We start from the raw sequence: 25,447 nt of genomic DNA, 5'->3' as shown, positions 1-25,447 counted from the left end.
CCTCCTCCATTTCCGTGCAATCATTTTAGGGCGAACATAAGGCGGGTCATTTACGGCCCGCCTATGTTCAATTTGGGAAAACGTAATTGTTAAATTACCAAGTTTAAATTACTTGAGCTGATCCTCTGTGTAGTAACCGGAATCGATGAGGAGCTCTTTGTAGTTGTTAACGTCTGCGAATACAGGCTCGCAAAGGTATGAAGGAATGATACCTGTTCCGTTGTCGTATGTCTTTGTATCGTTTACAGGAGCCTCTGAACCCTTCATGATAGCGTCAACCATCTCTACAGTCTTAGCTGCAAGAGTTCTTGTATCCTTGAAGATAGACATTGACTGCTTACCAGCGATCATGTTCTTAACGTTAGCAACGTCACAGTCCTGACCTGTGATGATTGGCCAATCACCTGTGTAGTTAGCTTCAAGTGAGTTTGTAACACCGAGTGCTGTTGAGTCGTTTGAGCAAAGAACTGCATCAAGCTTTGTGCCATCAGCGTAGTTAGCTGAGATGATAGCATCCATTCTTGACTGAGCGTTCTCTGTTGCCCAGTTAGCTGTAGCAACCTTATCAAAGTCAACCTGACCGGACTTAACTACGATCTTGCCCTCGTCGATGTAAGGCTTAAGAACGTCAATAGCTCCGCCGTAGAAGAATCTAGCGTTGTTGTCACCAGGGTCACCAGTGAAGATTTCCATGTTGAAAGGACCTGCTGCATTCTTGAGGTCGAGCTGCTGCTCGATGTACTCGCCCTGCTTTGTTCCTACCATGTAGTTATCGAATGTTGCGTAGTAAGAAACAGCGTCTGAATTCATGATAAGACGGTCATAAGCGATAACTGAAATGCCAGCTTCCTTAGCCTGTGCAAGTACTGTGCCGAGTGAATCACCATCGATAGATGCGATAACGAGTACCTGTGCGCCAGATGAGATCATGTTCTCGATCTGAGAAACTTGTGTAGCGATGTCGTTAGAAGCGTACTGAAGGTCAACTTCGTATCCGGCTGCCTTAAGCTGCTCTTCCATGTTGGCACCGTCCTGGTTCCATCTCTGAAGGTCCTTGGTAGGCATTGCTACACCAACCTTGCCTGTTCCGGTTGCTGCGGGCTCTGCTGCTGGCTCAGCTGCAGGTGCTTCTGTTGCTGCAGGCTCTGCTGCAGGAGCTTCAGTTGTTGTCTGTGCAGCCTGTCCACATCCTGCAAGGAGTGAAGCTGCCATAACAGCTGAAAGGATACCACTTAAAATCTTTTTCTTCATTGCAATAATCCTCCCTATAAGGTTTGAATAGTTTATGCAGACCAATGTCTGCGCTTTACAATAGTAAATTACCATAGAATCCATAGGAATAAATTGCGACATCAAGCATATTTTTAACCTGGAACAAGACAAAAAAGAAGCCGTGCTAGCATTTTTTTGCTGGCACGACTTCATATGAAACAAATTTGTGCTATAACGACACCAAAATGAAATTTTATCCCTTGACATTAAGGTAGACGTCTTCTCTTAAGTGGAATCCACTGTTGATTATGACTTCATCAATGTTGTCTTTGGTGACTCCGATGGGCTCGATCTTAAGGTAGGGGATCTTCTCACTTCCGTCTCTCATTTCTGAGAGGCCCTCGTCCTCGATCTCTTTTCCCTCTGCGAGAGCCACTGCTGCCTCTGCTGCCTTCTGGGCCAGCTTCTCAATGGGCTTATACACAGTCATGATCTGGGTTCCCTCAACAATCCTCTGACAGGCCTCAAGGTCCGCATCCTGTCCGCATACGAGCTTCTTACCTGCAAGTCTCATTTCAGCAAGGGAAAAGACAACACGGCTGGCCAGGTCATCGTTGCCACACATGATGCCGTCCGCTTCCTTGACCAGTTCCGGATAGCTGTAAACATAGCCACTGGCCAGTTCAGCCTTCCAGCCGTCGCAGTAATACTCATCAAGTATCTCTACGCCGTTCTTTCTCATAACATTCCTGAAGCCCTCTCTGACCATGGGAACGTTCTGATCCTTGGGAGATCCGTTAATCATAAGCACCTTACCACCTGCAAGTCCTGCCTTTACCATGGCTTCTCCCATTAGCTCACCGACTTTTTCATTGTCAAAAGACACATAGAGATCAACGCCGGCATTCGGAATAGGCCTGTCGTAAGCAATAACCTTAATTCCCGCATCGTGAGCCTTCTTGATGCTGTCTACAAGTTCCTCCGGATCGATGCAGATGATAACTATGACGTCCACATCCTTCTTTATAAAATAGTCGATCTGCTGCTTCTGCTGTTCAACATCGCCGTTGGCGTTCTGAATGTTGACTTCCGCCCCAAGCTCTTTAGCCGATGAGACAAAGACATCACGGTCCCTCTGCCACCTCTCGATAACAAAGGAATCAAAGCACATTCCTATCTCAATCTTGTCAGTTTCTACAGCGCCGTCGGCATTGCCATTGTTTGTTGTTGCTCCGCAGCCGCTAAGCACAGCCCCCATTAGAACTACAGCCAGCGCTCTCCCCAATAAACGCTTAACCCTTTTGTTCATACAACTTCTCCTTATACTCAGTAGGAGTTACCCCCACGTTCTTCTTAAAACTCCTGCTGAAATAGTTGGGATCCGTATATCCACAGGAAACACAGATCTCCTTGATTGACAGATTGCTCTTCTCCAAAAGCTCTTTTGCCTTATCAATCCTGATGTTGGTCAGGTATTCTATAAAGTTAAGTCCGCACTCTTCCTTGAAGACCTTGCTGAAATAGTAGGGCGAGATGTTTACCACCCTTGATACATCGTCAAGTGAGATATCCTTGTCGAAGTGGTCCTCAATGTACTTTCTTGCTGTCTTTATGATATCGCCGCTTCTCTCCTGGCGCTTGCTTACTACGTTTCTGCAGGCATTCATCACCTTGTCGGTAAACCAGTCCCTGATCTCGTCCGGGCTATTAAGCTCCATGATCTGCGGTAGATAGTCTTTTCTCCCCGAGTAGTGATAGGTCTGACCTCCGTTCTGATAGGCCAGGTGCTCAGCGTATAGCGCAAACTCAAGGGCTTTGAGCCTCATGGACATCAGGTCTCCGTCCATGGCTCTCTGGCACATCCAGTCGGCGTACTTCTCAGTCATTACCTGGGCTTCGTTGAGGTCTCCCTTGGAGATTGCTTCGAAAAGAGGCTTCTCCATGCTCTTGGGATAATCCTCCTCATAGTCGCAGTTTATGACAAGATCGTCTACATGCGCAACAGAACCTGTTGTGGCGATAAGTGCATTCAGCGCCTCTCTGTAGGAATCCCCAAGTTCCCTAAGGGGCTTGACTCCGCCGATTCCGATTCTGAAGCTGATGTCCGTTTTCTTGCGAAGATACCTAGCCAGCTCCCTTGCTCTGTCTATAAGCTCGGTTCTCTCGTTATACTCTAGCTTTGGCTCACTGCAGGGAATGAGCACCGCGATCTTGTTAGCCATTACGTTTCCAACTTTTCCTTTGAAAAGAGATTTCACTCCCTCGCGGATTTCGTGATAACGGCCGGAGATCTTGACTGAGCTTCCTACCGCATTGGTCATGTGGTTTCCAACCTGGGAATCTCCGCAGACCAGTGCCAGCATGTAACCGTAGTTCTCGGTTATGCCAAGGATCGTTCTGTAGCTCTCGATATCCTCGTCGAAATGCTCCTGCAGAAGAATGTCGTAGATAAGTCCGTTTTCGATGATGGGCTCTACGGTCTCGAGCTTCTCTTTAATAAGAAGATCGTTGCTTCGCTTTTCTCTGTCACCGTCAATCTGGGCCATAGCTCTTTTAAGGACAGATACGACCTTCATCTTCTCCATGGGCTTGGTTATGTACTCCATAACTCCCAGGGCGATGGCCTCCTTGGCGTAGTCGAACTTATCGTAGGCAGACATTACAATGAAAATTGTATTAGGGCAAAAGACCTTCATCTCCTTGATAGCTTCGATGCCGTTAATTCCGGGCATATGAATATCTATCACTGCGATGTCCGGGCGAAAGCTCTCTGCAAGCTCTATGACGCTCCTTCCGCTCTTTGCGCAGGCAACCTCACAGGCTCCGCCAAACTCTTTTTCTATTATGAATTTCATGGAATCGATGACGATACCTTCGTCATCACAAACCATCACTCTATACATTCTTTGCCTCCCATGGGAAGTATGATCACTACTTCGCAGCCCTTGTTCTCGCCGTGGCTGATGATGTTGATGGCATCATCGTCCTCAGCAAATATCCTGACTCTGGAGATTACATTGTCCATACCGATTCCATTGTTGTCATAGCTGTCCTCGATATGGCTGAAGCTTCCGTTAAGCAGCTGATCTATGGTCTCCTGGCTGATGCCCTTACCATTGTCGCTGATGCTGATGCAGACGCTGTCGTCCTTTCTGTAAACCTTAAGGGTGATGCGACCTGCTCCGGCCATTTCTCTGATGCCGTGATTTACCGCATTCTCGACGATGGGCTGAAGGATCATGCTGGGCATTACAAGGTCAAGAAGCCTTTCATCAACCTGCTTCTCATAGCCGATGTCACCGGAAAATCTTACGTTAAGGATCTGGATATAGTTGTCCACCAGAGTTACCTCATCCCTGATGGTTACATCTCTCTTCTGACTCTGTACATTATACCTGAAAAAGTCTGCCACGGTCTGCACGTATTCGTAGGTCCTGTCAGCACCTTCCATCATGGCCAGCTGAGCGCCGGCGTTTAGGGTGTTGAAGAGGAAGTGCGGATTGATCTGGGCCTGCAGGTACTTGAGCTGCGCGTCCTTAAGATTGGCCTCCATGATAAGCTCTTTTTCCTGCATGTACCTCTCGTGGGCCATACTCTCTTTTAACTTCTCAATATAATCCTTGATGCTGACAACCATCTTGCCAAAGGCATTGATAACTATGCCGACCTCATCGTGATACATGGCAGGTGGAATTGTAGCATCAAAGTTTCCTTCCGATACCTCGTCCGCAGAATCTGCCAGGTTCTTAAGAGGCATGATCATGGTCCTTACGAAGTTGGTGATAATAATTACGTTTCCGATCATTACCAGCGTCATAACGATTACGCCTACGACTTCAAAGCGTCTGAAAGCCTTCAGAATAGCCAGGTAATTACCGGAGTTTACAGCAAAGAGCTCGATGTTAAGGCTGGTGATGTACTCATCGATATCCTCATAGAGTCTGGTGCTGCTCTCGTAATAGTTCCTGTATTTCTCTACGTTTCGGCCACGCTTGGCCTCGATGGTCTGGGCAACCTCCTCCAGATAATTCTGGGACATGTAGCGAATGTTGCGCTCCATGCGGCTGAAAGTCAGGTCTGTGACGTTGTCATCAAGAGCCTGGGCAAGGTCCGAAAAAGCCTGAGCATCGCGGTAGTACTCCTCAAGTGATTCACTGGTCTTGGAACTTAAGTACTCAGTCATTGAATCCTGAACCTCTGTAAGAGCCTCAGACAGGCGGTTTAGGGAGAGGTTATCCTGATATACCATCTCCATGTCTTTTGACATGTTGTTGATCCCAAGGATCATGAAGATATTTACCACGAATATGATCAGGTTTGCAAAAACGCAGACGCTGATGATCTTGAACTGAAGGGGGCGGTTTAGGAATTTATTCATCTCCGTCCTCCTCTTTAAACTGCTCAACGTTGTCCTGATTTATTAGGGTAACGTCCGCAAGGTAGTATTCACTTATGTTTCCGAACTCATGATAGTCGGTAAGAGCAGTAACGCTGTACTCGCCCATCTGGGCTGCATCAATGGAAACAGTGGCATAGACACCGCCTCTTTCAATGGCATTGACAATCGCCTCGGAGTCATAATATCCGAGGATGCTCACTTCTCCTACCATATTAAAGTCGACTACAGCCTGATAGGTGCAGACTGTGCTGAGCTCATTAAGGCACACGATAACATCGGGAATCTCCTCCCCAAGGAAGATATCCCTGATGGACTCCTCAACCGAGAAGCTGTTGGTATTATCTACGGTTACGATCGAAACCAGATACTCGGAATCTGTTACGTTGTCCTGATTGATGGTCTCCTGGATTCCGGAAATGATGATGTTCTGGCCGGTATCCTTAGTATCTGCGTTTGCCAGGACCGTTATCTTGATCTGGCTTCTGTCCTCGATGGTCTCGGACTCGATGAGCTCCTCGCGGCGCTTCTCCTTGATGATGTCGATGATCTGGCCGCCGTACATCTTACCTATACTATAGCTTCCGACTCCGATAAAGCTGAGTCTGTCAGACCTTGTGCAGTCGCCGTATAGCGTAACTACCGGAATTCCGGCATCAACGGCCTTATTGATAACATGAGACATCTCAAGGGTTTCGTTAGCATAGACTATTATGCCGTCAACCTCTGATGCAATGGCTATCTCCATCAGCTCTTCCACGGAGTAGTCCTTACTGAACTGCTCACCGAAGAGATCCACATAGATATTGCTCTCCTTGGCCTTTTCAAAAGCTCCTTTATATACTGACTGCCAGAAATCCGACTTGTAGTTGTCGGTGATCATGACATAGTACTTGTCATAGACATTGGACTCCGCCTGTGAAACCATGCCTGTTCTGTAGAATCTGAAAAACAGGCCTCCGGCCACGAGGGTAGCAAGCATCAATATAAGTGTTACAACAAGCAGAAGATACTGCCTTACTATTCTCTTTTCATAACTGACTTGTTTTTGATTTTTCATAAGCAGATTTTAGCAGATGCGCACAAATAGAAAAAGTGGACTTTTTTGTTTTGTGCTAGACAAACACAAAAAAGTCCACTTAATGCTCTCTTTATGATCAGATTGTTCTTGCGATCTCGTACATGTACTCGTTGATGTTCTTGCTCATTGCAAGAGCCTCATCGATGTCGTAGTCTACGAACTGACCGTTTCTGTAACCTACTACTCTGTTGGTCTTGCCAGCTGCAAGAATGTCTGCTGCATAGCATCCCATCATTGAAGCGTATACACGGTCCTTACAGGTTGGGCTACCACCACGCTGCATGTAACCAAGGATTGAAGCTCTTGTCTCAAGTCCTGTAGCAGCCTCGATACGACGAGCCATTGATGTTGAATGTCCGATACCCTCTGCATTAACGATGATGTGATGAGTCTTACCCTTCTTACGGTTATCGATGATGTTATCGATAATGCGCTGCTCGTTGTAGTCGTATTTCTCAGGAAGAAGAATGTCGTCTGCGCCGTTGGCGATTGAACACCACAGTGCGATGTATCCAGCGTGACGTCCCATAACCTCTACGATTGAAACTCTCTCGTGGGATGATGATGTATCACGGATCTTGTCGATAGCGTCCATAGCTGTGTTGATAGCTGTATCGAATCCGATTGTATAGTCTGTGCAAGCGATATCAAGGTCGATGGTTCCGGGAATACCAACTGTGTTGATGCCCTGAGCTGAAAGCTTCTGAGCTCCACGGTAGGATCCGTCTCCTCCGATAACTACCATTCCGTCGATGCCGTGCTTACGGCAGATTTCTGCGCCCTTAGCCTGGCCTTCCGGTGTTGTGAACTCCATGCAACGAGCTGTTCCAAGGATTGTACCACCTCTCTGGATGATATCTGAAACGCTTCGTCTGTCCATCTCTACGATCTCTTCATTTAAAAGACCCTGATAGCCTTTCTTGATACCAACAACCTTAAGTCCGTTGGCAAGAGACTTACGAACAACCGCACGAATCGCTGCGTTCATTCCGGGTGCATCGCCACCGCTTGTAAGTACGCCGATAGTCTTGATCTGCTTAGCCATAATAATATCCTCTATATTTCCTCTAAAAAAGTAAATCGTTACATTATTAACGTTTCCTAATCTATTATACTACCGCAGCGTCATAAAATCTGCAATGGAAATGTTTCCGATTTAGTTATTTTTAACATTTTTGTGTAGAAAATGTTATAATTTCACTATCACTTTGGGGGAGATTTACAATGTCATTTACGCATCTGCACGTCCATACAGAATACTCTCTTTTGGACGGTTCCAATAAGATAAAAGAATATGTGAAGCGCCTTAAGGAGCTTGGCATGAATGCCGGCGCCATCACCGACCACGGCGTTATGTACGGAGTCATTGACTTCTACGAGCAGTGCCAGAAGGAAGGCATCAACCCCATTATTGGATGTGAGGTATATGTAGCACCGGGCTCGCGTTTTGACAAGGAGACTTCCGTAAGCGATGACAGGTATTACCACCTGGTCCTCCTTGCTGAGAACAATGTCGGTTACGCCAACCTCTCCCATATCGTAAGCCGCGGCTTTACAGAGGGCTACTATTATAAGCCACGAGTTGATATGGAGATCCTCGAGAAATATCACGAGGGTATCATCGCTCTCTCTGCTTGTCTTGCCGGCGAGATTCCAAGGAACATCTTAAAGGGAGCTCCCGATAAGGCCAAGGAAGCTGCCATGCGCCTAGATAACATCTTCGGCCACGGCAATTTCTTTTTAGAGCTCCAGGACCATGGAATTCCTGAGCAGCGCCAGGTAAACAACACGCTCATGGCTCTGTCTCAGCAGCTGGATATTCCTCTGGTTGCTACCAACGACTGCCACTACACCTACGCCGATGACGCAGAGGCACACGATCTTCTCCTTTGCATCCAGACCGGCAAGAAGGTTTCAGACGAAGACCGCATGCGCTATGAAGGCGGTCAGTACTATATAAAGAGTGAAGAGGAGATGAAAGCTCTTTTCCCCTATGCTCTTGAAGCTATTGAGAACACGCAGAAGATTGCCGACAGGTGTCATGTGGAGATCGAGTTTGGCGTTACCAAGCTCCCGCACTACGAGGTTCCTGAAGGGTACGATTCCTGGACTTACCTCAACAAGCTGTGTATGGATGGCCTTCACGAGAGATACCCCGATGATGATGGCAGGTTAAAAGAGCGTCTTGACTACGAGCTGGGCGTCATAAAGCGCATGGGTTATGTTGATTACTTCCTTATTGTATGGGACTACATCAACTACTGCAGAGAGAACGGAATCGCTGTAGGTCCCGGAAGAGGCTCTGCTGCCGGAAGTATCGTCTCCTACTGCATGCACATAACCAACATTGATCCTATCAAGTATGATCTTCTCTTTGAGAGATTCCTTAATCCTGAGCGTGTGTCCATGCCCGATATCGACGTGGACTTCGAATACGAGCGCAGGCAGGATGTAATAGATTATGTTACCGAGAAGTACGGCGCCGACAAGGTTGTGCAGATCATAACCTTCGGTACGCTGGCAGCCAAGGGTGTTATCAGGGATGTGGCAAGAGTCATGGACCTTCCCTACAGCTTTGGCGATCAGATTTCCAAGATGGTGCCGACGGAGCTCAACATCACTCTGGATAAAGCTCTTGCTATGAACCCGGAGCTTCGAAATCAGTACGAGTCTGACCCGACAGTCCACAAGCTGATCGATATGTGCAAGAAGCTCGAAGGTCTTCCAAGGCACACGTCGATCCATGCAGCCGGTGTTGTTATCTGCCAGTCTCCCGCCGAGGACCTGGTTCCGTTATCAAGGTCTGCTGAAGGTAACATCACGACGCAGTTTACCATGACAACCATTGAGCATCTGGGGCTTCTTAAGATGGACTTTTTGGGTCTTAGAACCCTTACAGTCATCAAGGATGCTACCGAGTTCGCCAACAGGTCTTTGGGGGCCAAGCCCGGTGATGCCAATTACATTAATATAGATGAGATTGATTACAATGACCCTGCGGTTCTTGATTCCATCGGATCAGGCCACTGCGACGGCGTATTCCAGCTGGAGTCTGCGGGAATGCAGTCCTTCATGAAGGAGCTTAAGCCTCAGTCCTTAGAGGACATCATAGCCGGAGTTTCGCTCTACCGCCCGGGTCCTATGGACTTCATTCCGAAATATATCGCCGGCAAGAACGATGCAGGCGCCATCAGCTACGCTACCCCCGAGCTTGAGCCGATCCTTAAGCCCACCTACGGCTGTATCGTCTACCAGGAGCAGGTTATGCAGATTGTTCAGCAGCTGGGCGGATACACGCTGGGACGTGCGGATCTGGTTCGCCGTGCCATGAGTAAGAAGAAACAGGAAGTCATGGAGGTTGAAAGAGCCAACTTCGTAAACGGTAATGCCAATGAGGGCGTTCCGGGATGCGCATCCAAGGGCATCTCAGCAGAGGTCGCCAACAGCATCTACGACTCCATGATGGACTTTGCTAAGTACGCTTTCAATAAGTCCCACGCTGCCTGCTACGCGGTTGTTGCACTGCAGACAGCATGGCTTAAATACTACTATCCCGTCGAGTTCATGGCAGCTCTTATGACTTCCGTCATCGATAACCCCGGCAAAGTTTCGGGCTATATCATGACCTGTCGGAACATGCATATATCTCTTTTGCCCCCTGATATCAATCAGGGTTATGACGGATTCTCCGTGGCAGAGGTAGATGCAGCGGAGGGCGAGACACCTATTCCCGGATCAGTTGTGACCAGCGCTCCGGGCAGGAAAAAAGCTATACTGTATGCCCTTACTGCAATAAAAGGCGTCGGAAGGCCTGTCATAGCCGCCATTGTTCGCGAGCGAAAGGCAAGAGGTCCATTTAAGGATCTCAATGATTTCCTGACCAGAATGGATTCCTCCGACACCGATGTCAACAAGCGTGCCGTGGAGAACTTCATAAAGGCCGGCGCTCTGGACTGCTTCCCCGGAACCCGTAAGCAGAAGATGCACATCTACGGCCAGATCATGGACAAGCTCCACAACTCAGGCAAGAACTCCATGGCAGGGCAGATGTCGCTGTTCGATATCGCCGGCGAAGAGAACAAGAGTCAGTACCAGATCCCAATGCCGGATGTCGGTGAGTTCGACAAAGAGCTGATGCTTGAATTTGAAAAAGAGGTTCTGGGCTTTTATGTCAGTGGTCATCCTCTTGAGGAATACGCTGACATGTGGAGAAAAAAGATCACCAACATCACCACGGACTTCTATCTTGATGAAGAGACCGGTGTTCCGAAGGTTCATGACGGAGCAAGGGCTACAATAGGCGGACTCATCGCTGACAAGAAGATCAAATACACCAAGAACGACCAGGTGATGGCCTTTGTCACACTGGAGGACATGGTCGGAACAACAGAAGTCATCGTGTTCCCCAAAGCCTACGAGGGCAATGCGCCAAGGCTTAATCAGGACGGAAAGGTCTTCATCGAAGGCCGAGTGTCTGTTGAAGATGAGCGTGATGCCAAGCTGATAGCAGACAAGGTGCTCACCTTTGACGAGGTACCAAAGACTGTGTGGATAAGGTTTGCGGATAAAGACAGCTACGAAGCAGCTTCTGCAGATCTAAATGAGCTTATCAAGGCAAGTGACGGTAATGATGAAGTTGCTATTTTCCTTTCATCCACTAAGCAAATCAAGAAGCTCGGAAGGGCATTTGCAATAAAAGCTGATAAGGTAATGATGGAATCTCTGGAAAAAAGATTCGGCAAAGAGAACGTGCAGATCAGATGATCTGCACGTTTTTTCATTTCATATGTCTGAAGCACCTGTTGGAGCGAATATATGAAGTACCCTTTTCGTTTACTGTCGGAGCGAATATTATGAAGTCCCCTTTTCGTTTACTGTCGGACTGAAAATTATAATTTGAGTACTTAAGCCGATTTTATCAGTGCTTTTGGGAAAATTGGAAGCGTAAATATAATGGAGAGTCGGACCATGATGTTTATAACCTTTATTTGGTCCGCCATTTTGACCGGAAATCAAATGAAAATGCAATAAAAACAACTGATTTGTCGGACTTACAGTACTGATAGGGTGATGTTAGGCCGATTATTGTGTTTTTAATGAGTTTGAAAAAGCTATTTTTCAATGAAAAAGTCGTATCAAATAAGACAATATGAATTCTTTGAGCCGACACCCATGAAATTCAATAATATCGATGATTCTGATCAATCAAAAAAAGAAGATACATCCGATGAATACTCATCAAATGTATCTTCTTCGTAAATGTCTTTTAACTGATCAGATTACTGAACGGCTGCCTTTAGCTCTTCAACCTTATCAAGCTTCTCCCAAGGAAGGTTAAGGTCGTTGCGGCCGAAGTGACCGTAAGCTGCTGTCTGCTTGTAGATAGGACGACGAAGGTCGAGCATCTTGATGATTCCTGCAGGACGAAGATCGAATACCTTACGAACTGCCTCTGTAAGCTTCTCATCTGAAACCTTACCTGTTCCGAATGTATCTACAAGGATTGATGTAGGCTGTGCTACACCGATAGCGTATGAAAGCTGGATCTCAGCCTTATCTGCAAGGCCTGCTGCTACGATGTTCTTAGCAACGTATCTTGCTGCGTAAGCACCTGAACGGTCAACCTTTGTGCAGTCCTTACCTGAGAAAGCTCCGCCGCCGTGACGAGCTGCTCCGCCGTAAGTATCAACGATGATCTTACGTCCTGTAAGTCCGGCATCACCCTGAGGTCCACCGATTACGAAACGGCCTGTAGGATTGATGTAGATCTTAGTGTTATCATCAACAAGTGAAGCATCAACGATAGGATAGATAACGTGCTTTCTGATGTCCTCGTGGATCTGCTCCTGTGTAACCTTCTCATCATGCTGAGTTGAGATAACGATAGCCTCAAGTCTCTTTACCTTACCGTTCTCATCATACTCAACTGAAACCTGGCTCTTACCATCAGCGCGAAGGTAAGGAAGTGTTCCGTTCTTTCTAACGTCTGTAAGTCTCTTTGTGAGCTTGTGCGCAAGGCTGATTGCGTAAGGCATGTACTCTTCCGTCTCGTTTGTAGCATAACCAAACATCATACCCTGATCGCCGGCACCGATTGCCTCGATCTGCTCATCTGTCATCTGGTTCTCTCTAGCCTCAAGAGCCTTGTCAACACCCATAGCGATATCTGCTGACTGCTGATCAAGTGCTACAAGAACAGCACATGTGTTGCCATCAAAGCCCTTCTCTGATGAATCATAACCGATCTCGCATACTGTCTCTCTTGCGATCTTAGCGTAGTCAACTACTGCCTTGGTTGTGATCTCACCTGTGATAAGTACGAAACCTGTGCAAGCTGTTGTCTCACATGCAACACGGCTCATAGGGTCCTGTGCCATGCAGGCATCAAGGATCGCGTCTGAAATGTTATCACAAATCTTGTCGGGATGTCCCTCTGTTACTGATTCGGATGTGAAAATAAATTTATCCATTCTAAATTTCCTTTCTGGCGCTTCCTGCGCCGATGCAATATGGCAGATCAGAGATCATTGCGGATCTAACGTTTGCCATACATAAGAAAACCGCTTGTTTGGTGCGTGCAGGACACAAACAAGCGGAACTGATTTGGGTTTCAGATCCTCTTATTGCTCGTTGTATCTCGGCCTTACGGCCTCGAAAGTTGCACGCTCAGGTTGGCACCTTCCTGATCTTACGTCAAGGGGTTGCCGTGGCTTCACAGGTCCTATGTACCTCCACCACTCTGAATAAGAGAACATTTATAAAATATGTTGTTACGCGGACTTTGGCACTTACGCCTAGTCCGTTAATGAATCATAACTCATAGCATAGAATAAATCAATAGGGCTAATTGAATTTTTTTCTTAAATTCGGGGATTTTGGGAATTTAATTACGGCGCAGGCGCGTTTGGTGAAATTCTTATTGGATTTGTTGTGGGTAGATTTGTCTATTAGAGGTGTTGAGTACTTAATCAGTGCTATCAATGACGGTACATGTCTTCTTTTGGTCAGGGTTTTTCTGCTTTTCTATACCCCAGAGCCACTTTATAACGTATATATAGAAAGCGCCTTTTGTGCAAATTTTTGATCTCCCGGGTTTCTATTACCTTGAGCAACTTTTCAACTTATATATAGAAATAGTCTCTTGTGCAATTTTTTGATCTCGCGCATTTCCATACCCTGAGGCTACTTCAAAGCGTATATATAGAAATATCCCCTTATGCAAATTTTCGATGCCTTGGCTTTCCATACCTCAAGGCTACTTCAATGCGTATATATAGAAATATCTCTTGTGCAAATTTCTCGACCATCAGCTTTCTATACCCCAAGGCTACTTCGAAGCGTATATATAGAAAAATTAGCGTAAGGACTTTTCATCGCCAAATTCTGATGAGTCCCCAATACAATCGTAATATCGCTAACTTCTTAAGATTTGTTTAAGATTGACTCATATCTATTTACATGTAACTCTTCTTTTGCTATATTTTCTAGCGACGCTTCATCAAAAGCATTCTGCTCAGATGGTGTCTTGATATCTACCTGCTCTCGCAGGGACATTTCAACCAGTAAGAAAGAAAAAATATTTATAGAAAGGAACTGAATAATTGGATCAGACTACTTATTTTATTGACCGAAAGAAAAAGCTTGAAGAAGACATTAAGAGAGTTGAAAAGAAGTTATCTTCAATGCCTGAGGAAAACTTATTGTGCCTGAGGCAGGTAAAAGATAATAAGACTTATAATCTTTTTTACAAGCAAAGAACAATAGATGGCAAGAAAGTTCACACCTACATTTCAAAGAAAGAGAATATAAAAGAAGCCAAGCTGCTTGCAAAGAAAAAGTATTTGAATAAATTGAAAAAAGACATGTGCAATGAGCTTAAGTGCATCAATTATTACCTAAATCACAGGATCGCTGATGATTGTTCCCAAATGCTTGGCCCAGACTCACCATATAGAGAGCTTTTAATTGATCAGCGTCATATCGCCAGCGAGTGGGAATACGCTCCTTACAATAAGAGCACTGATCATCCGGAGCACTTAACTCATCCTGCTCCAAAGGGGGAAATGGTGCGCTCAAAATCCGAAGCAAAGATTGCACAGGCTCTATTTTCACACAACATCCCATATAGGTATGAGGAAATACATGATATCTACGGCCATCCAATTGCAACCGACTTTACTATCATGCATCCCAAGACGCATCAGATCATACTTTGGGAACACTTCGGACGTTGTGACGATCCCAGCTATCAGCCTACTGTCGACTATAAAATGTATCGCTATATCAGAGACGGCTATCTTCCCGGGGTCAACATGATCACAACCTATGAAGATAGCAAGCATCCGTTAGACTTCTTGGAAGTAGAAGATATTATACAAAAGTTTTTTCTCTAAGCAAGTTGCTTGAACATATGCATACTGTCCTTGCTTCTTATCTACGGCGTTTCTATACCCCAGGGCTACTTATCTGTGTATATATAGAAGGTGCCATATATGCAAATTTTTGATCTTCCGGATTTCTATAACCTTAAGCTACTTTTCAACTTATATATAGAAATAGTCCCTTGTACAAATTTTTGATTCCGCGGATTTCTATAACCCAAGGCTACTTCAGAGTGTATATATAGAAATATCCCCTTATGCAAATTTTCGATACCTTGGCTTTCCATACCTCAAGGCTACTTCAGTGCGTATATATAGAAATATCTCTTGTGCAAATTTTTGATACCTCAGCTTTCCATACCCCGAGGCTACTTCAAAGCATATATATAGAAATATCCCCTTGTGCAAGTTTTCGATACCTCGGCTTTCCATACCCCGAGGCTACTTCAGAACGTATATATAGAAATATCCTCTTGTACAAGCTTTAACTCAGCCTAACGCCGAGGTCCAAACCTTAACACTCGGCGATATCTCCCCCAAAAAGCCCAGCGATAGTCCCAAAAGAAAAAAAGAAATCCCCGCGAGCCCATGGCTTCGCGGGGAAAAATTTGCATAAAGGGTGTACTCACAGTATCAGTCGTTGGCATTGCCCTTGAAGATTACGATGCCTTTCTTCTTGAACTTCTTAGGAGCCTCGGTGCCTGCAGAAGCGGAATCAGCGGATGCTGATGGAGCAGGCCTGCGTGCTGATGAAGTTGCAGGAGCATCTGCGTTTACAGGTCTTCTAGCTGAAGATGTTGCTGGTGCGTCTGCATTTACAGGTCTTCTAGCTGAAGATGTTGCTGGCGCATCTGCGTTTACAGGCCTTCTAGCCGAAGATGTTGCTGGCGCATCTGCATTTATCGGTCTTCTGGCTGAAGATGTTGCTGGCGCATCTGCATTTATCGGTCTTCTAGCCGAAGACGTTGCTGGTGCATCTGCGTTTACAGGTCTTCTGGCTGAAGATGTTGCAGGTACATCGTCGGCTGCCTTCTTGGCAGGAGCCTTGCGAGTGATGCCGGCTTCCTTGGCAAGCTGGTCTACGACTGAGACCTTCTTGGCTGCGGGCTTTGCATCGCCGGAAGCTGAAACACCTGACGCCTTGCCTGCGCCTTTTCCGGAAGCTCCGGATCCACCCTTGCCTCTCTCGGCAGCCTTGGCTGCTGCCTCGGCAGCTACCTTGGCAGGATCCTGAATCTTCATGGTAAGAGAGATCCTCTTCTTATCAAGCTCTACGTCAAGAACCTGAACATCTACGATGTCTCCGACACTGACAGCCTCAAGCGGATGCTTGATGAACTTGTCGGTGATGTGAGAAATATGTACAAGGCCGTCCTGGTGAACGCCTATGTCTACGAAACAACCAAAGTCTATAACATTTCTTACTGTTCCCTTTAAAACCATACCGGGTCTTAAATCCTTCATCTCAAGGACATCGCTCCTTAAGATAGGAGCAGGCATGCTCTCACGAGGGTCTCTTGATGGCTTCTCAAGCTCAGAGAGAATATCTGTGAGAGTGATCTCACCGATTCCAAGCTCCTCAGCAAGCTTCTTCTTGTCAGACTCAGACACCTTCCTGGACAGACTTCCTGCGCCAGCGCCTTGAGCGCCATTGCCACCTGTCTGAGCGCCGCCATTCTGAGCCTCCTTGCCTTTTCCGCCCTTAGCACCCTTTCCGCCAGAACTCTCGTCCTCTACAACTGCGAGGTTACTTCCTGCAAGTGCTGCAGCGAGAGCTGCTCCCATAGCAGTAGAAGTATTTCTGATAACAACCTGCTTGGGTTTCTTCTGTGGACGAGGCTTCTCCTCTGCCTTAGCCGCGGGCTTTTCAAGTGCAGCCTTGGCTGCGTTCTTCTGAGCTGCTCTTACATCATCAAAGGTAATTCCCAGCTTGTCCATGAGCTTTAAGGTAGCTTCATAGGACTCGGGATGTACGCTGGTTGCATCAAGCGGATTCTCGCCATCAGCGATCCTGAGGAATCCTGCGCACTGCTCGTAAGCCTTAGGTCCGAGCTTAGGTACATTTAAAAGGTCAGCTCTGCTCTCGAACTTACCGTGTTCTTCTCTGTAATCAACAATGTTCTTGGCGATAACCTTGCTGATACCTGAAATATACTGAAGGAGCGGTGCTGATGCAGTATTTAAGTCAACACCAACCTTGTTAACGCAGTCCTCAACTACGCCCTCAAGGGTTTCACCAAGCTTTTTCTGATTCATGTCGTGCTGGTACTGGCCGACACCAATGGACTTGGGATCGATCTTAACAAGCTCTGCCAGCGGATCCTGAAGTCTTCTTGCAATAGAAGCAGCACTTCTTTGTCCTACATCAAACTGAGGGAACTCCTCTGTAGCCAGCTTACTTGCTGAGTAAACAGAAGCTCCTGCCTCGTTAACGATGACATACTGAAGAGGTCTGTCAAGCTCGTGAATAAGCTCAACGATAACCTGCTCAGACTCACGTGATGCTGTACCGTTTCCTACGGAAATAAGATCTACATCATATTTCTCAATGAGCTTCTTGAGTTCAGCCTTGGACTCCTCAACCTTGTTCTGAGGTGCTGTGGGATAGATAACCTTGGTATCAAGCACCTTACCTGTGGGATCTACGATAGCAAGCTTACATCCTGTTCTGAAAGCCGGATCCCAGCCAAGAACTGTCTTGCCTGCGATAGGTGGTGCCATGAGAAGCTGAGTGAGGTTCTTACCAAATACAGTAATGGCGCCATCTTCAGCCTTCTCTGTAAGCTCATTTCTGATATCTCTCTCAATTGCAGGAGCAATGAGTCTCTCATAAGCATCCTGATTGATCTCCTCGATAACGGGAGTAGTGATCGGGTTCTCATTCTTAAGCATCTTCTTGTTGAGGAACTGAAGGATCTGCTCCTCGGGAGCTACAATCTTAACAACAAGGAATTTCTCTGCCTCGCCTCTGTTAAGGGCAAGTACTCTGTGGCCCAGAACCTTACTGATGGGCTCCTCGTAGTCGTAGTACATTTCATAAACGGACTGTGCCTTCTCATCCTTGGCCTTACTGGTAAGAACACCCTTCTCCATTGTTGCCTCACGGATGTAGGTACGGAAATCAGCGTTGTCGGAAACATCCTCCGCGATGATATCCATAGCACCCTGAAGTGCATCAGCTGCATTCTCAACGCCTTTTTCAGCGTCCACAAAAGCTGCTGCCTCGTCAAGAAGCGGCTTATCAGTCTCCTGAGCAAGAAGAATCTCTGCTAAAGGCTCAAGGCCCTTCTCTCTTGCCACTGATGCTCTTGTCTTTCTCTTTGGTCTGTAAGGAAGATAGAGATCCTCAATAGCTACCATTGTCTCAGCAGCCACGATCTTGGCTCTGAGTTCGTCTGTCATCTTGCCCTGCTCTTCAATAGAAGCAAGAACCTGCTCTCTTCTCTCCTCAAGGCCCCTTAAGTATTTGAGCCTCTCATCGAGATTACGGAGCTGCTCATCATTAAGAGATCCCGTAACCTCTTTTCTATATCGTGAAATAAAAGGAATGGTATTGCCTTCGTCGATAAGCTTGACTGCTGCCTCGACCTGCCATTTCTCAACATTTAGTTCCTCTTTGATCTTTAAAACGATGTCCATAAAACCCTCTCCATACCTGTATTTCTGTGAAGTGCGCATAAATACAGTAAGAAATTTAGCTTAATTTTTCATAAACAATGCGCACTCCCATATTATACCAAGCATTTCGGACACTTTTCAAGACTTGGCAATCCCGCGCAAACATTGAAAAAGGCGCGTTTTTAGTGTAATATCTATAGTAAGAATGAGGTTTTGTGAGGAAAAGTTTTGATGGGAAATGATGGGCATTTAGCTTTAGCAGGTACTGCTTTAGTGTTGGGGCTGGCTTCCATACCCCTTTGTTTGTTTTTGAACTTAGGCGTAGTCATTGGAGGCGTAGCTATAATTCTTGCCATATTGAGTAAGGGTACACTTGAGAAACTCCTTCCTCAGGCCAAGAAAGCCATCCTTTATGGATCAATAGGTATTGTAGTCGGATACGGCGTTTTCACCTACGACCTCTACACTGTCCTCACAGATCCGCAGTCCCGTGCACAGCTAAATACAATCTCGAAGCAGATGAACGGCGTAAGCTTTGACGAAATGCTTAAGGAATTAGGCGTACAGATAGACGGCTAATCCCCGGCACAGGCATAGAAATGAGGTGCCTATGGGTATCGGTGCAATAGGTGGATACAGTGCATATAACAGCTCTTATGCTATGGGAATGCAGAACGGCGCAATAGCAGCAGGTTCAGCAGCCGCAGCAGAAGGAGCCGGCAAAGCCATATTAAATCCGGGCGAGTCAACCAAGACCAATCCCGGCAAAAGAGTTTCTCCCGCAGAATGTGAAACCTGCAAGAACCGCAAGTATCAGGACGGTTCCGACGAGATGGTTTCTTTTAAAACTGCGCAGCATATAAGCCCACAAGCAGCAGCTTCAAGAGTCCGCGGACATGAGGCTGAGCACGTGAGCAACGCCTACAAGGATGCAGCCATGAACAACGGCAAGGTCCTTCAGGCTTCAGTTTCTATCAGGACCGCAGTATGTCCTGAATGTGGACGTACCTATGTGGCAGGTGGTGAGACCTGCACTAAGATTGCATACAGCAATGAAGAAAATCCTTATGTTCAGGCAAGGAAAGACCTTAACAGACAGGGCCTTTTGGGAGCAAATGTCGACATGGCCGGCTAAATGAACTATGGGGGAATTATTGGGGAGCATTTTACTTTGAACTACAAGTCATCGGCGGAGCTTAAAGCTATCGCAAAAGAACAGTCACTCGGAAAATACGGAACTCTGATCGGAGCAAATCTGCTTATCCTGGCTATCCAGCTTCTGGTCTCCGGTTTCTCGACCGTTTCAGGTACGGGAAGCATCCTTTTAATAATCATCAACAGTTTAATAACCATAATCATAAACATTCTTCTGGGTGTACTTGTGTCCGGAAGAGCTTATCTTTACATGAATCTTTTGTATTCACAGCCCGTGGCCACTGCAGATGTCTTTTTCGGACTGCGTCAGCAGCCACAGAAAGCCGTGACCATCCAGGCACTCTTCGTACTGGTTGATTTCATTGCCAGCGTTCCTGCGCAGCTCTTTGTGATCAGGTATTCTGCAACCAGAGCCGCAAGTGATGTGACGACTGCCTTCCTTCTTCTTGGAATCGGCCTGATCATCAATATCATCGTTGGTCTTATCTACTCCCAAGCGTTTTACATTCTCCACGACTTTCCTGACAAATCGGCAAAAGAGATTCTGGCAACCAGCAGAAGACTCATGAAAGGCAACGTCTTAAGGCTCTTTTACCTGAATGTGTCCTTCATTCCGCTCTATCTCCTGGGTGCGATCACGATGTTCATCCCGCTTCTGTGGGTCAGCGCATACAGAAATGCCACAAACTGCGCATTCTATCAGGATCTCATCGCAACAGCTGCAGGGCAGCAAACTACTACAGATTAAGAAAGGTGTTCCTATGGACCTCATTGATGCACTCAGAAGTATAGATAAGCCACATGAAGACGACGTCCTCAACAGGCTCTTTACCCCCTGGGGAGAAAACCTTGATAAGGGCCACGTACTTTCCGAGTATCCAAGACCCCAATTTGTCAGGGACAGCTATATAAACTTAAACGGCTACTGGGATTACTGCATTGTCCCGGCGCCGACGGAATTCGACAACAAGAGCCTTAATGACTCTTTCGCTTCTCAGATACCGTCACAGATGGACGGTCAGATACTTGTACCCTTCTCGCCCGAGGCCATGCTCTCCGGAGTTGAGAGGCGCCTTGAGCCGGACCAGTTTCTCTGGTACAAAAGAGCTCTTCCCACCATCAACAGAAAATATGAAGATTCCAGGATCCTGCTCCATTTCGGTGCTGTAGATCAGTTCGCCGACGTCTATGTAAACGGTGCCTTCGTTGCATCACACAAGGGCGGGTATCTTCCTTTTACCATCGATATCACCGACCAGCTGAATTTCTCTGAGGATAAAAGAGCTATCGAAAACAATATACTTTCAGTTAGAGTAGCCGACACCAGCGACTCCTCCTATCACTCAAGAGGCAAGCAGACACTTCGCCGCGGCGGAATGTACTACACCTGTCAGAGCGGAATCTGGCAGACCGTCTGGATTGAAGAAGTTCCGGCTACATACATTAAACAGATCAGGATCCGCCCCGAGAGCGATCTAAAGACTCTTTTCATCGAGGTTTCAACCAACCTTCCCGGCAAGGTATCCGTTAAATTCCCGGGACATGAAATGATAAAGTCAGCAGAAGCTTCAGGCGGTTATGAAACTAAATTTACGGAAGACTTGTCTTTTGCCTCAGATACATGTCCCTGCACGGTTGAAGGACAGAAAGCTCCCGAGCAGTACTACTACGGCTTTAACTTCACCATAGATGATGCGCATCTCTGGACTCCGGAGGATCCATATCTGTATCCTCTGCACATCCAGATTGGTGACGACCATGTCACTTCTTACTTTGCCATGAGAAGCTTTACCGTGGAGCCTGACAGCGAGGGAACTCCGAGGTTCTGCTTAAATCATAAGCCGTACTTCCTTATGGGAGTTCTGGATCAGGGCTACTGGCCGGACGGACTCTACACAGCTCCCACAGATGATGCTCTTATCTACGACATCAAGGAGATGAAGCGCCTTCACTTTAACATGATGCGCAAGCACATCAAGGTGGAATCCGCACGCTGGTACTACCACTGCGACAGACTTGGAATGATCGTTTGGCAGGATATGGTAAGCGGAGGCTCAAGCTACGCCAAGCCCGTGGTCTCCTATCTTCCGACCGCGTTCCCCAAGATCTTTGGCCGCATGAGCGATGGTCCTTCACATTACAAGACCTTCTCAAGGGGCTCTGCTGAGGGCCGCAGCGAGTGGCTCCAGGAGATGAAGGGCACCATCAGCTATCTCTACAACGTGCCGAGCATCGCAACCTGGGTTCTCTTCAACGAGGGCTGGGGGCAGTTCAACGCCGCAAGTGCCACCATTATGGCAAAAGAGCTTGATGACTCCCGTCCAATCGACCAGGCCAGCGGCTGGTTTGATGAAGGCAGCGGCAATTACAGAAGCGTCCACAACTACTTCAGACCTCTTGATGTTGAGAAGGAAAAAGAGCGCGCTTTCGTTATCTCCGAATATGGCGGACTTGCCTGCCACATCGACGGTCACAGCAGCGTAGACAGAATTTACGGATATAAAAAATACGACAACCTCGATACTCTGGGTGTCGCATATTACAATCTTATAAACGCAAGCATGAAACCTCTTATTCCAAAGGGACTCTGCGGAGCTGTCTACACACAGGTCAGCGATGTCGAGGAAGAGGTGAACGGTCTTATGACCTATGACCGCAAGGTCACCAAGATCAATCCCGATCTTGATCCGCACATGACAACTCATATCAATGAATGAAAAAATCGGAAACGCCACAAAGCGTTTCCGAATTATTTAGTAGATTTCCACCTGTCCCTTGAAGATACGGGCAAGTTTCTTTTTCACAGAAATGTAAGCCGGAATCAGGAATGCATCCGCAAGTACCCAGGCTATGGGGCTTGCAAAGCAAAGGGCAGGGAATCCGAATATAGGCACCAAAACCACCGCTACAATGGTTCTTCCAATCATCTCCATTACTCCGGCAAGTACTGCAAAGAGAGAAAATCCCATTCCCTGAATGAGGAATCTTACGATGTTCACAAGAGCCAGCGGTATATAGAAGGCACTGTTTATTATCAGGTAGAGATGAGCATTATCAAGACAAGCCACATCTCCTGCCTCCAGGAATATCATTGCAAAGCTTCTTCCAAAGAAATAAAGGACCACAAAAGCTATAAGCGAATAAGCACATCCCAGTTTGATGGCTGCAACTAGACCGTTCTGAAGGTGGTCAAGCTGCTTGGCTCCGACGTTCTGTCCGCCGTAAGTTGCCATCGTTGAACCAAGAGCATCAAAAGGAATACAGAAGAACATTCCTACCTTACCGGCTGTTGTGACTGCAGCCGCTGCATCTACGCCAAGTCCGTTGATGGCAGTCTGGAGGATCACGCTTCCGATTGCAGTGATTGAATACTGAAGTCCCATGGGAAGACCCATGTTAAGCAGGATAAGGAAATGTGAGTTGTCCAAAGCCCAATCCTCTTTTGAGAGCTGAAGGATCTCGATCTTTCTGATGATAAAGACAAGACACATAACTCCCGCAAGTCCCTGGGATATAACCGTTGCAAGGGCAGCACCTGTGATACCCATGTTAAGAGGTATGATGAACAGAAGGTCAAGACCGATGTTCACAATAGATGCAATGATAAGGAACTGCACAGGGTGCTTGGAATCGCCGAGGGCTCTGATGATACCCGAGAGCAGGTTGTACATATATGTAACCGGTATTCCAAGGAATATTACCAGGATATATTTGTAGGCGTAGTCAAGAACGTCCACCGGTGTATGCATGGCAACAAGGATCTGTCTGCAGAATATGCTGACAAAAAATGTCATGACAGATGCCAGGATAACGCATAAAATAATGGCATGGGATACAAACTTACGCATGCTCTTTAGGTCTTTTGCCCCAAATCTCTGAGCTACGGGGATGGCAAAACCGTTGCAGACTCCCATGCAGAATCCCATGATAAGGAAGTTGATGGCTCCGGTAGTACCTACGCCGGTGTAAGCCTCTTTTCCCAAAAACCATGAGACGATAGCTGTATCTATGATATTGTAGAGCTGCTGGAACAGCATTCCCCAAAAGAGCGAGAGGGCAAAGCCAAAGATAAGGCCCATGGGATTGCCGACTGTAAGGTCCTTGGTATTTGTTTTCTTCATATATTTCCGATCCGCCAATAAAAATGGCAAACAAAAATTAACGAGTTACCGACAAGGCTATATAATACAATTCTATTTTAAGAAATTCAATCATCATTTTGCACATATTATATCGATAAGCTAAAATGTTTTTATCTAAATAGCTCATAGGAGGATGAAATGGATAACATCAAAGCAGTAGTTTCCCTTGGTCACGAGGCACTGGGCGTAACAACAAACGACCAGCTCACAGCTACCAAGATCACAGCAAAGGCCCTGGCAGATCTGGTGGAGGCCGGATATCAGCTGGTGATCACCCACTCTAACGGTCCGCAGGTCAGCATGATACACAAGGCCATGACCGAGCTTCACAGGATCTATATCGACTACACTCCCGCTCCCATGTGCGTATGTAACGCCATGAGCCAGGGTTATGTCGGATACGATATTCAGAATTCACTAAAGACAGAGCTTTCAAGCCGCGGTATTTCAACTCCTGTCAGCACTATCCTGACTCAGGTTACCGTTGATCCTTATGACGAGGCTTTCTATGCACCCACAAAGGCCATCGGAAGAAACATGTCCAAGGAAGATGCGGATATTGAGATAAAGAAGGGAAATTTTGTAAGAGAAGAGCCCGGAAACGGCTATCGCAGAATAATCGCAGCTCCAAAGCCCATCGACATCGTTGAGATCGACGCCATCAGAGCACTGGTTGACGCCGGCCAGGAAGTAATCTGCTGTGGAGGTGGCGGAATTCCTGTAATCCAGCAGGGTCATGTACTTAAGGGTGCATCTGCAGTCATCGAGAAGGATGCTATCGCCGGCAAGCTCGCTGCAGACCTTAAGTCAGACAGGCTCATTATTCTTACTTCAGTGCCTTATGTTTATAAGAATTTCGAGACACCTGAGGAAGAGCCCATCACTAAGATGAATGTTGCTCAGGCAAAAGAGTATATCGCTGCCGGTGAGTTCGGCGAGGTTGATATGCTTCCGAAGGTTGAGGCAGCTATTGAGTTCCTTGAGGCTAACCACAATGGTTCGGTTCTTATCACATCCATTAGTACTGTTGGGGATGCGCTTAAGGGCAAGGCAGGAACGTTTGTGACATTTGAGTAAACAAAACGTCCCCACTGACTCACACGAAAAAAAGGACCCCTTAACGGCAATGTCATTAAGATAAGATGACGGAATAAGATCTCTATATCAGAAATGGTATAGAGGTCTTTTTTTATTAAAAAATAGTTGACAGATGACTGAAAAAGTGCGGCCGCTTTCGCTACGAATTGTATTTAGAAGTAGCGAAAGCGGCCCTTGAAATTAAAGACAAATCTTTTTTCAAGGAGGCACTAAATGAACTATTCTAAAACTGTTAAAAACAAGCTGCTGTCAATTATTGATCAAATGGACCGAGTTCATTGGCTATTTACCCGGAACCCAAATACGGATTTTTGCCGCACTAAGAAATGGTCGTTTACAGATATAATGAGATTTATCTTAGCCA

15 protein-coding genes, 1 pseudogene and 1 riboswitch are annotated in these 25,447 nt (G+C 46.6%); of the genes and pseudogenes, 7 read left to right on the top strand and 9 right to left on the bottom strand.

Annotation, left to right across the window (positions count from 1 at the left end; genetic code table 11):
- Window positions 1–108 precede the first annotated feature (108 nt).
- From chvE to pfkA, 6 genes are all read right to left on the bottom strand, one after another.
- On the bottom strand, window positions 109–1,251 hold the full coding sequence (gene chvE / locus G632_RS0113340) for a multiple monosaccharide ABC transporter substrate-binding protein (protein ID WP_022769835.1): 1,143 nt from the start codon (window positions 1,249–1,251) through the stop codon (window positions 109–111).
- Window positions 1,252–1,465: 214 nt separating this feature from the next.
- Window positions 1,466–2,521 carry a sugar ABC transporter substrate-binding protein gene (locus G632_RS0113335; protein WP_022769834.1) on the bottom strand — a complete coding sequence of 352 codons (1,056 nt, stop codon included), beginning with the start codon at window positions 2,519–2,521 and terminating at the stop codon, window positions 1,466–1,468.
- The gene (locus tag G632_RS0113330) at window positions 2,505–4,115 is read right to left on the bottom strand and encodes a helix-turn-helix domain-containing protein (protein WP_022769832.1); all 1,611 of its coding nucleotides are present in this window, start codon (window positions 4,113–4,115) and stop codon (window positions 2,505–2,507) included. The genes G632_RS0113335 and G632_RS0113330 overlap by 17 nt, the downstream gene beginning before the upstream one ends.
- Window positions 4,103–5,590, bottom strand: coding sequence for a sensor histidine kinase (locus G632_RS0113325; protein ID WP_022769831.1), 1,488 nt, complete (start codon window positions 5,588–5,590; stop codon window positions 4,103–4,105). The genes G632_RS0113330 and G632_RS0113325 overlap by 13 nt, the downstream gene beginning before the upstream one ends.
- Window positions 5,583–6,668: a substrate-binding domain-containing protein gene (locus G632_RS0113320; protein ID WP_022769830.1), complete on the bottom strand. Its 1,086-nt coding sequence runs from the start codon at window positions 6,666–6,668 to the stop codon at window positions 5,583–5,585. Before G632_RS0113320 ends, G632_RS0113325 begins: the two co-directional genes overlap by 8 nt.
- A 97-nt stretch (window positions 6,669–6,765) precedes the next feature.
- On the bottom strand, window positions 6,766–7,734 hold the full coding sequence (gene pfkA, locus G632_RS0113315; protein WP_022769828.1) for a 6-phosphofructokinase: 969 nt from the start codon (window positions 7,732–7,734) through the stop codon (window positions 6,766–6,768).
- A gap of 179 nt (window positions 7,735–7,913) precedes the next feature.
- Here pfkA and G632_RS0113310 point away from each other — a divergent pair, with 179 nt between their 5' ends.
- Window positions 7,914–11,453: a DNA polymerase III subunit alpha gene (locus G632_RS0113310; RefSeq protein ID WP_022769827.1), complete on the top strand. Its 3,540-nt coding sequence runs from the start codon at window positions 7,914–7,916 to the stop codon at window positions 11,451–11,453.
- Between the two features lie 515 nt (window positions 11,454–11,968).
- On the opposite strand, the gene metK is transcribed toward G632_RS0113310, so the two are convergent.
- On the bottom strand, window positions 11,969–13,159 hold the full coding sequence (gene metK / locus G632_RS0113305; protein WP_022769826.1) for a methionine adenosyltransferase: 1,191 nt from the start codon (window positions 13,157–13,159) through the stop codon (window positions 11,969–11,971).
- A 147-nt stretch (window positions 13,160–13,306) separates the two neighbouring features.
- A riboswitch (SAM riboswitch) is annotated at window positions 13,307–13,439 on the bottom strand.
- 851 nt (window positions 13,440–14,290) lie between these two features.
- Here metK and G632_RS0113300 point away from each other — a divergent pair.
- Window positions 14,291–15,082, top strand: a complete 792-nt coding sequence (locus G632_RS0113300; protein WP_022769824.1) for a hypothetical protein — start codon at window positions 14,291–14,293, stop codon at window positions 15,080–15,082.
- A gap of 1,221 nt (window positions 15,083–16,303) precedes the next feature.
- Here G632_RS0113300 and G632_RS20115 read toward each other — a convergent pair.
- Window positions 16,304–18,709, bottom strand: a pseudogene (locus G632_RS20115) (Tex family protein); the annotation flags it as partial.
- Between the two features lie 207 nt (window positions 18,710–18,916).
- Here G632_RS20115 and G632_RS0113290 point away from each other — a divergent pair.
- Genes G632_RS0113290 through G632_RS20110 form a run of 4 tightly spaced genes read left to right on the top strand, consistent with a single transcriptional unit; the run spans window position 18,917 to window position 22,560 of the window.
- Entirely contained in the window at window positions 18,917–19,267 is a 351-nt protein-coding gene (locus G632_RS0113290) for a hypothetical protein (RefSeq protein ID WP_155828891.1), read from the top strand.
- 31 nt (window positions 19,268–19,298) lie between these two features.
- Window positions 19,299–19,823: a hypothetical protein gene (locus G632_RS0113285; RefSeq protein WP_022769820.1), complete on the top strand. Its 525-nt coding sequence runs from the start codon at window positions 19,299–19,301 to the stop codon at window positions 19,821–19,823.
- Between the two features lie 36 nt (window positions 19,824–19,859).
- Window positions 19,860–20,591, top strand: coding sequence for a DUF975 family protein (locus G632_RS0113280; protein WP_022769819.1), 732 nt, complete (start codon window positions 19,860–19,862; stop codon window positions 20,589–20,591).
- Between the two features lie 13 nt (window positions 20,592–20,604).
- Window positions 20,605–22,560, top strand: coding sequence for a glycoside hydrolase family 2 protein (locus tag G632_RS20110; RefSeq protein ID WP_022769818.1), 1,956 nt, complete (start codon window positions 20,605–20,607; stop codon window positions 22,558–22,560).
- A 36-nt stretch (window positions 22,561–22,596) separates the two neighbouring features.
- On the opposite strand, the gene G632_RS0113270 is transcribed toward G632_RS20110, so the two are convergent.
- Window positions 22,597–23,964 (bottom strand): MATE family efflux transporter, encoded by a 1,368-nt coding sequence (locus G632_RS0113270; protein WP_022769816.1) that lies wholly within the window; start codon window positions 23,962–23,964, stop codon window positions 22,597–22,599.
- Between the two features lie 159 nt (window positions 23,965–24,123).
- Here G632_RS0113270 and arcC point away from each other — a divergent pair, with 159 nt between their 5' ends.
- Entirely contained in the window at window positions 24,124–25,062 is a 939-nt protein-coding gene (arcC, locus tag G632_RS0113265) for a carbamate kinase (RefSeq protein ID WP_022769815.1), read from the top strand.
- Window positions 25,063–25,447 lie beyond the last annotated feature (385 nt).

The organism is Butyrivibrio sp. NC2007, assembly GCF_000421405.1.
Classification (GTDB): Bacteria; Bacillota; Clostridia; order Lachnospirales; family Lachnospiraceae; genus Butyrivibrio.
This window is presented reverse-complemented; position numbering and strand designations above follow the sequence as displayed.

Bases quoted from the DNA above. Each gene is read 5' to 3' on its own strand.
- chvE (WP_022769835.1), bottom strand. From the start codon at position 1,251: ATGAAGAAAAAGATTTTAAGTGGTATCCTTTCAGCTGTTATGGCAGCT.
- G632_RS0113330 (WP_022769832.1), bottom strand. From the start codon at position 4,115: ATGTATAGAGTGATGGTTTGTGATGACGAAGGTATCGTCATCGATTCC.
- G632_RS20110 (WP_022769818.1), top strand. From the start codon at position 20,605: ATGGACCTCATTGATGCACTCAGAAGTATAGATAAGCCACATGAAGAC.
- G632_RS0113285 (WP_022769820.1), top strand. From the start codon at position 19,299: ATGGGTATCGGTGCAATAGGTGGATACAGTGCATATAACAGCTCTTAT.
- G632_RS0113310 (WP_022769827.1), top strand. From the start codon at position 7,914: ATGTCATTTACGCATCTGCACGTCCATACAGAATACTCTCTTTTGGAC.
- G632_RS0113335 (WP_022769834.1), bottom strand. From the start codon at position 2,521: ATGAACAAAAGGGTTAAGCGTTTATTGGGGAGAGCGCTGGCTGTAGTT.
- G632_RS0113270 (WP_022769816.1), bottom strand. From the start codon at position 23,964: ATGAAGAAAACAAATACCAAGGACCTTACAGTCGGCAATCCCATGGGC.
- arcC (WP_022769815.1), top strand. From the start codon at position 24,124: ATGGATAACATCAAAGCAGTAGTTTCCCTTGGTCACGAGGCACTGGGC.
- G632_RS0113320 (WP_022769830.1), bottom strand. From the start codon at position 6,668: ATGAAAAATCAAAAACAAGTCAGTTATGAAAAGAGAATAGTAAGGCAG.
- metK (WP_022769826.1), bottom strand. From the start codon at position 13,159: ATGGATAAATTTATTTTCACATCCGAATCAGTAACAGAGGGACATCCC.
- pfkA (WP_022769828.1), bottom strand. From the start codon at position 7,734: ATGGCTAAGCAGATCAAGACTATCGGCGTACTTACAAGCGGTGGCGAT.
- G632_RS0113325 (WP_022769831.1), bottom strand. From the start codon at position 5,590: ATGAATAAATTCCTAAACCGCCCCCTTCAGTTCAAGATCATCAGCGTC.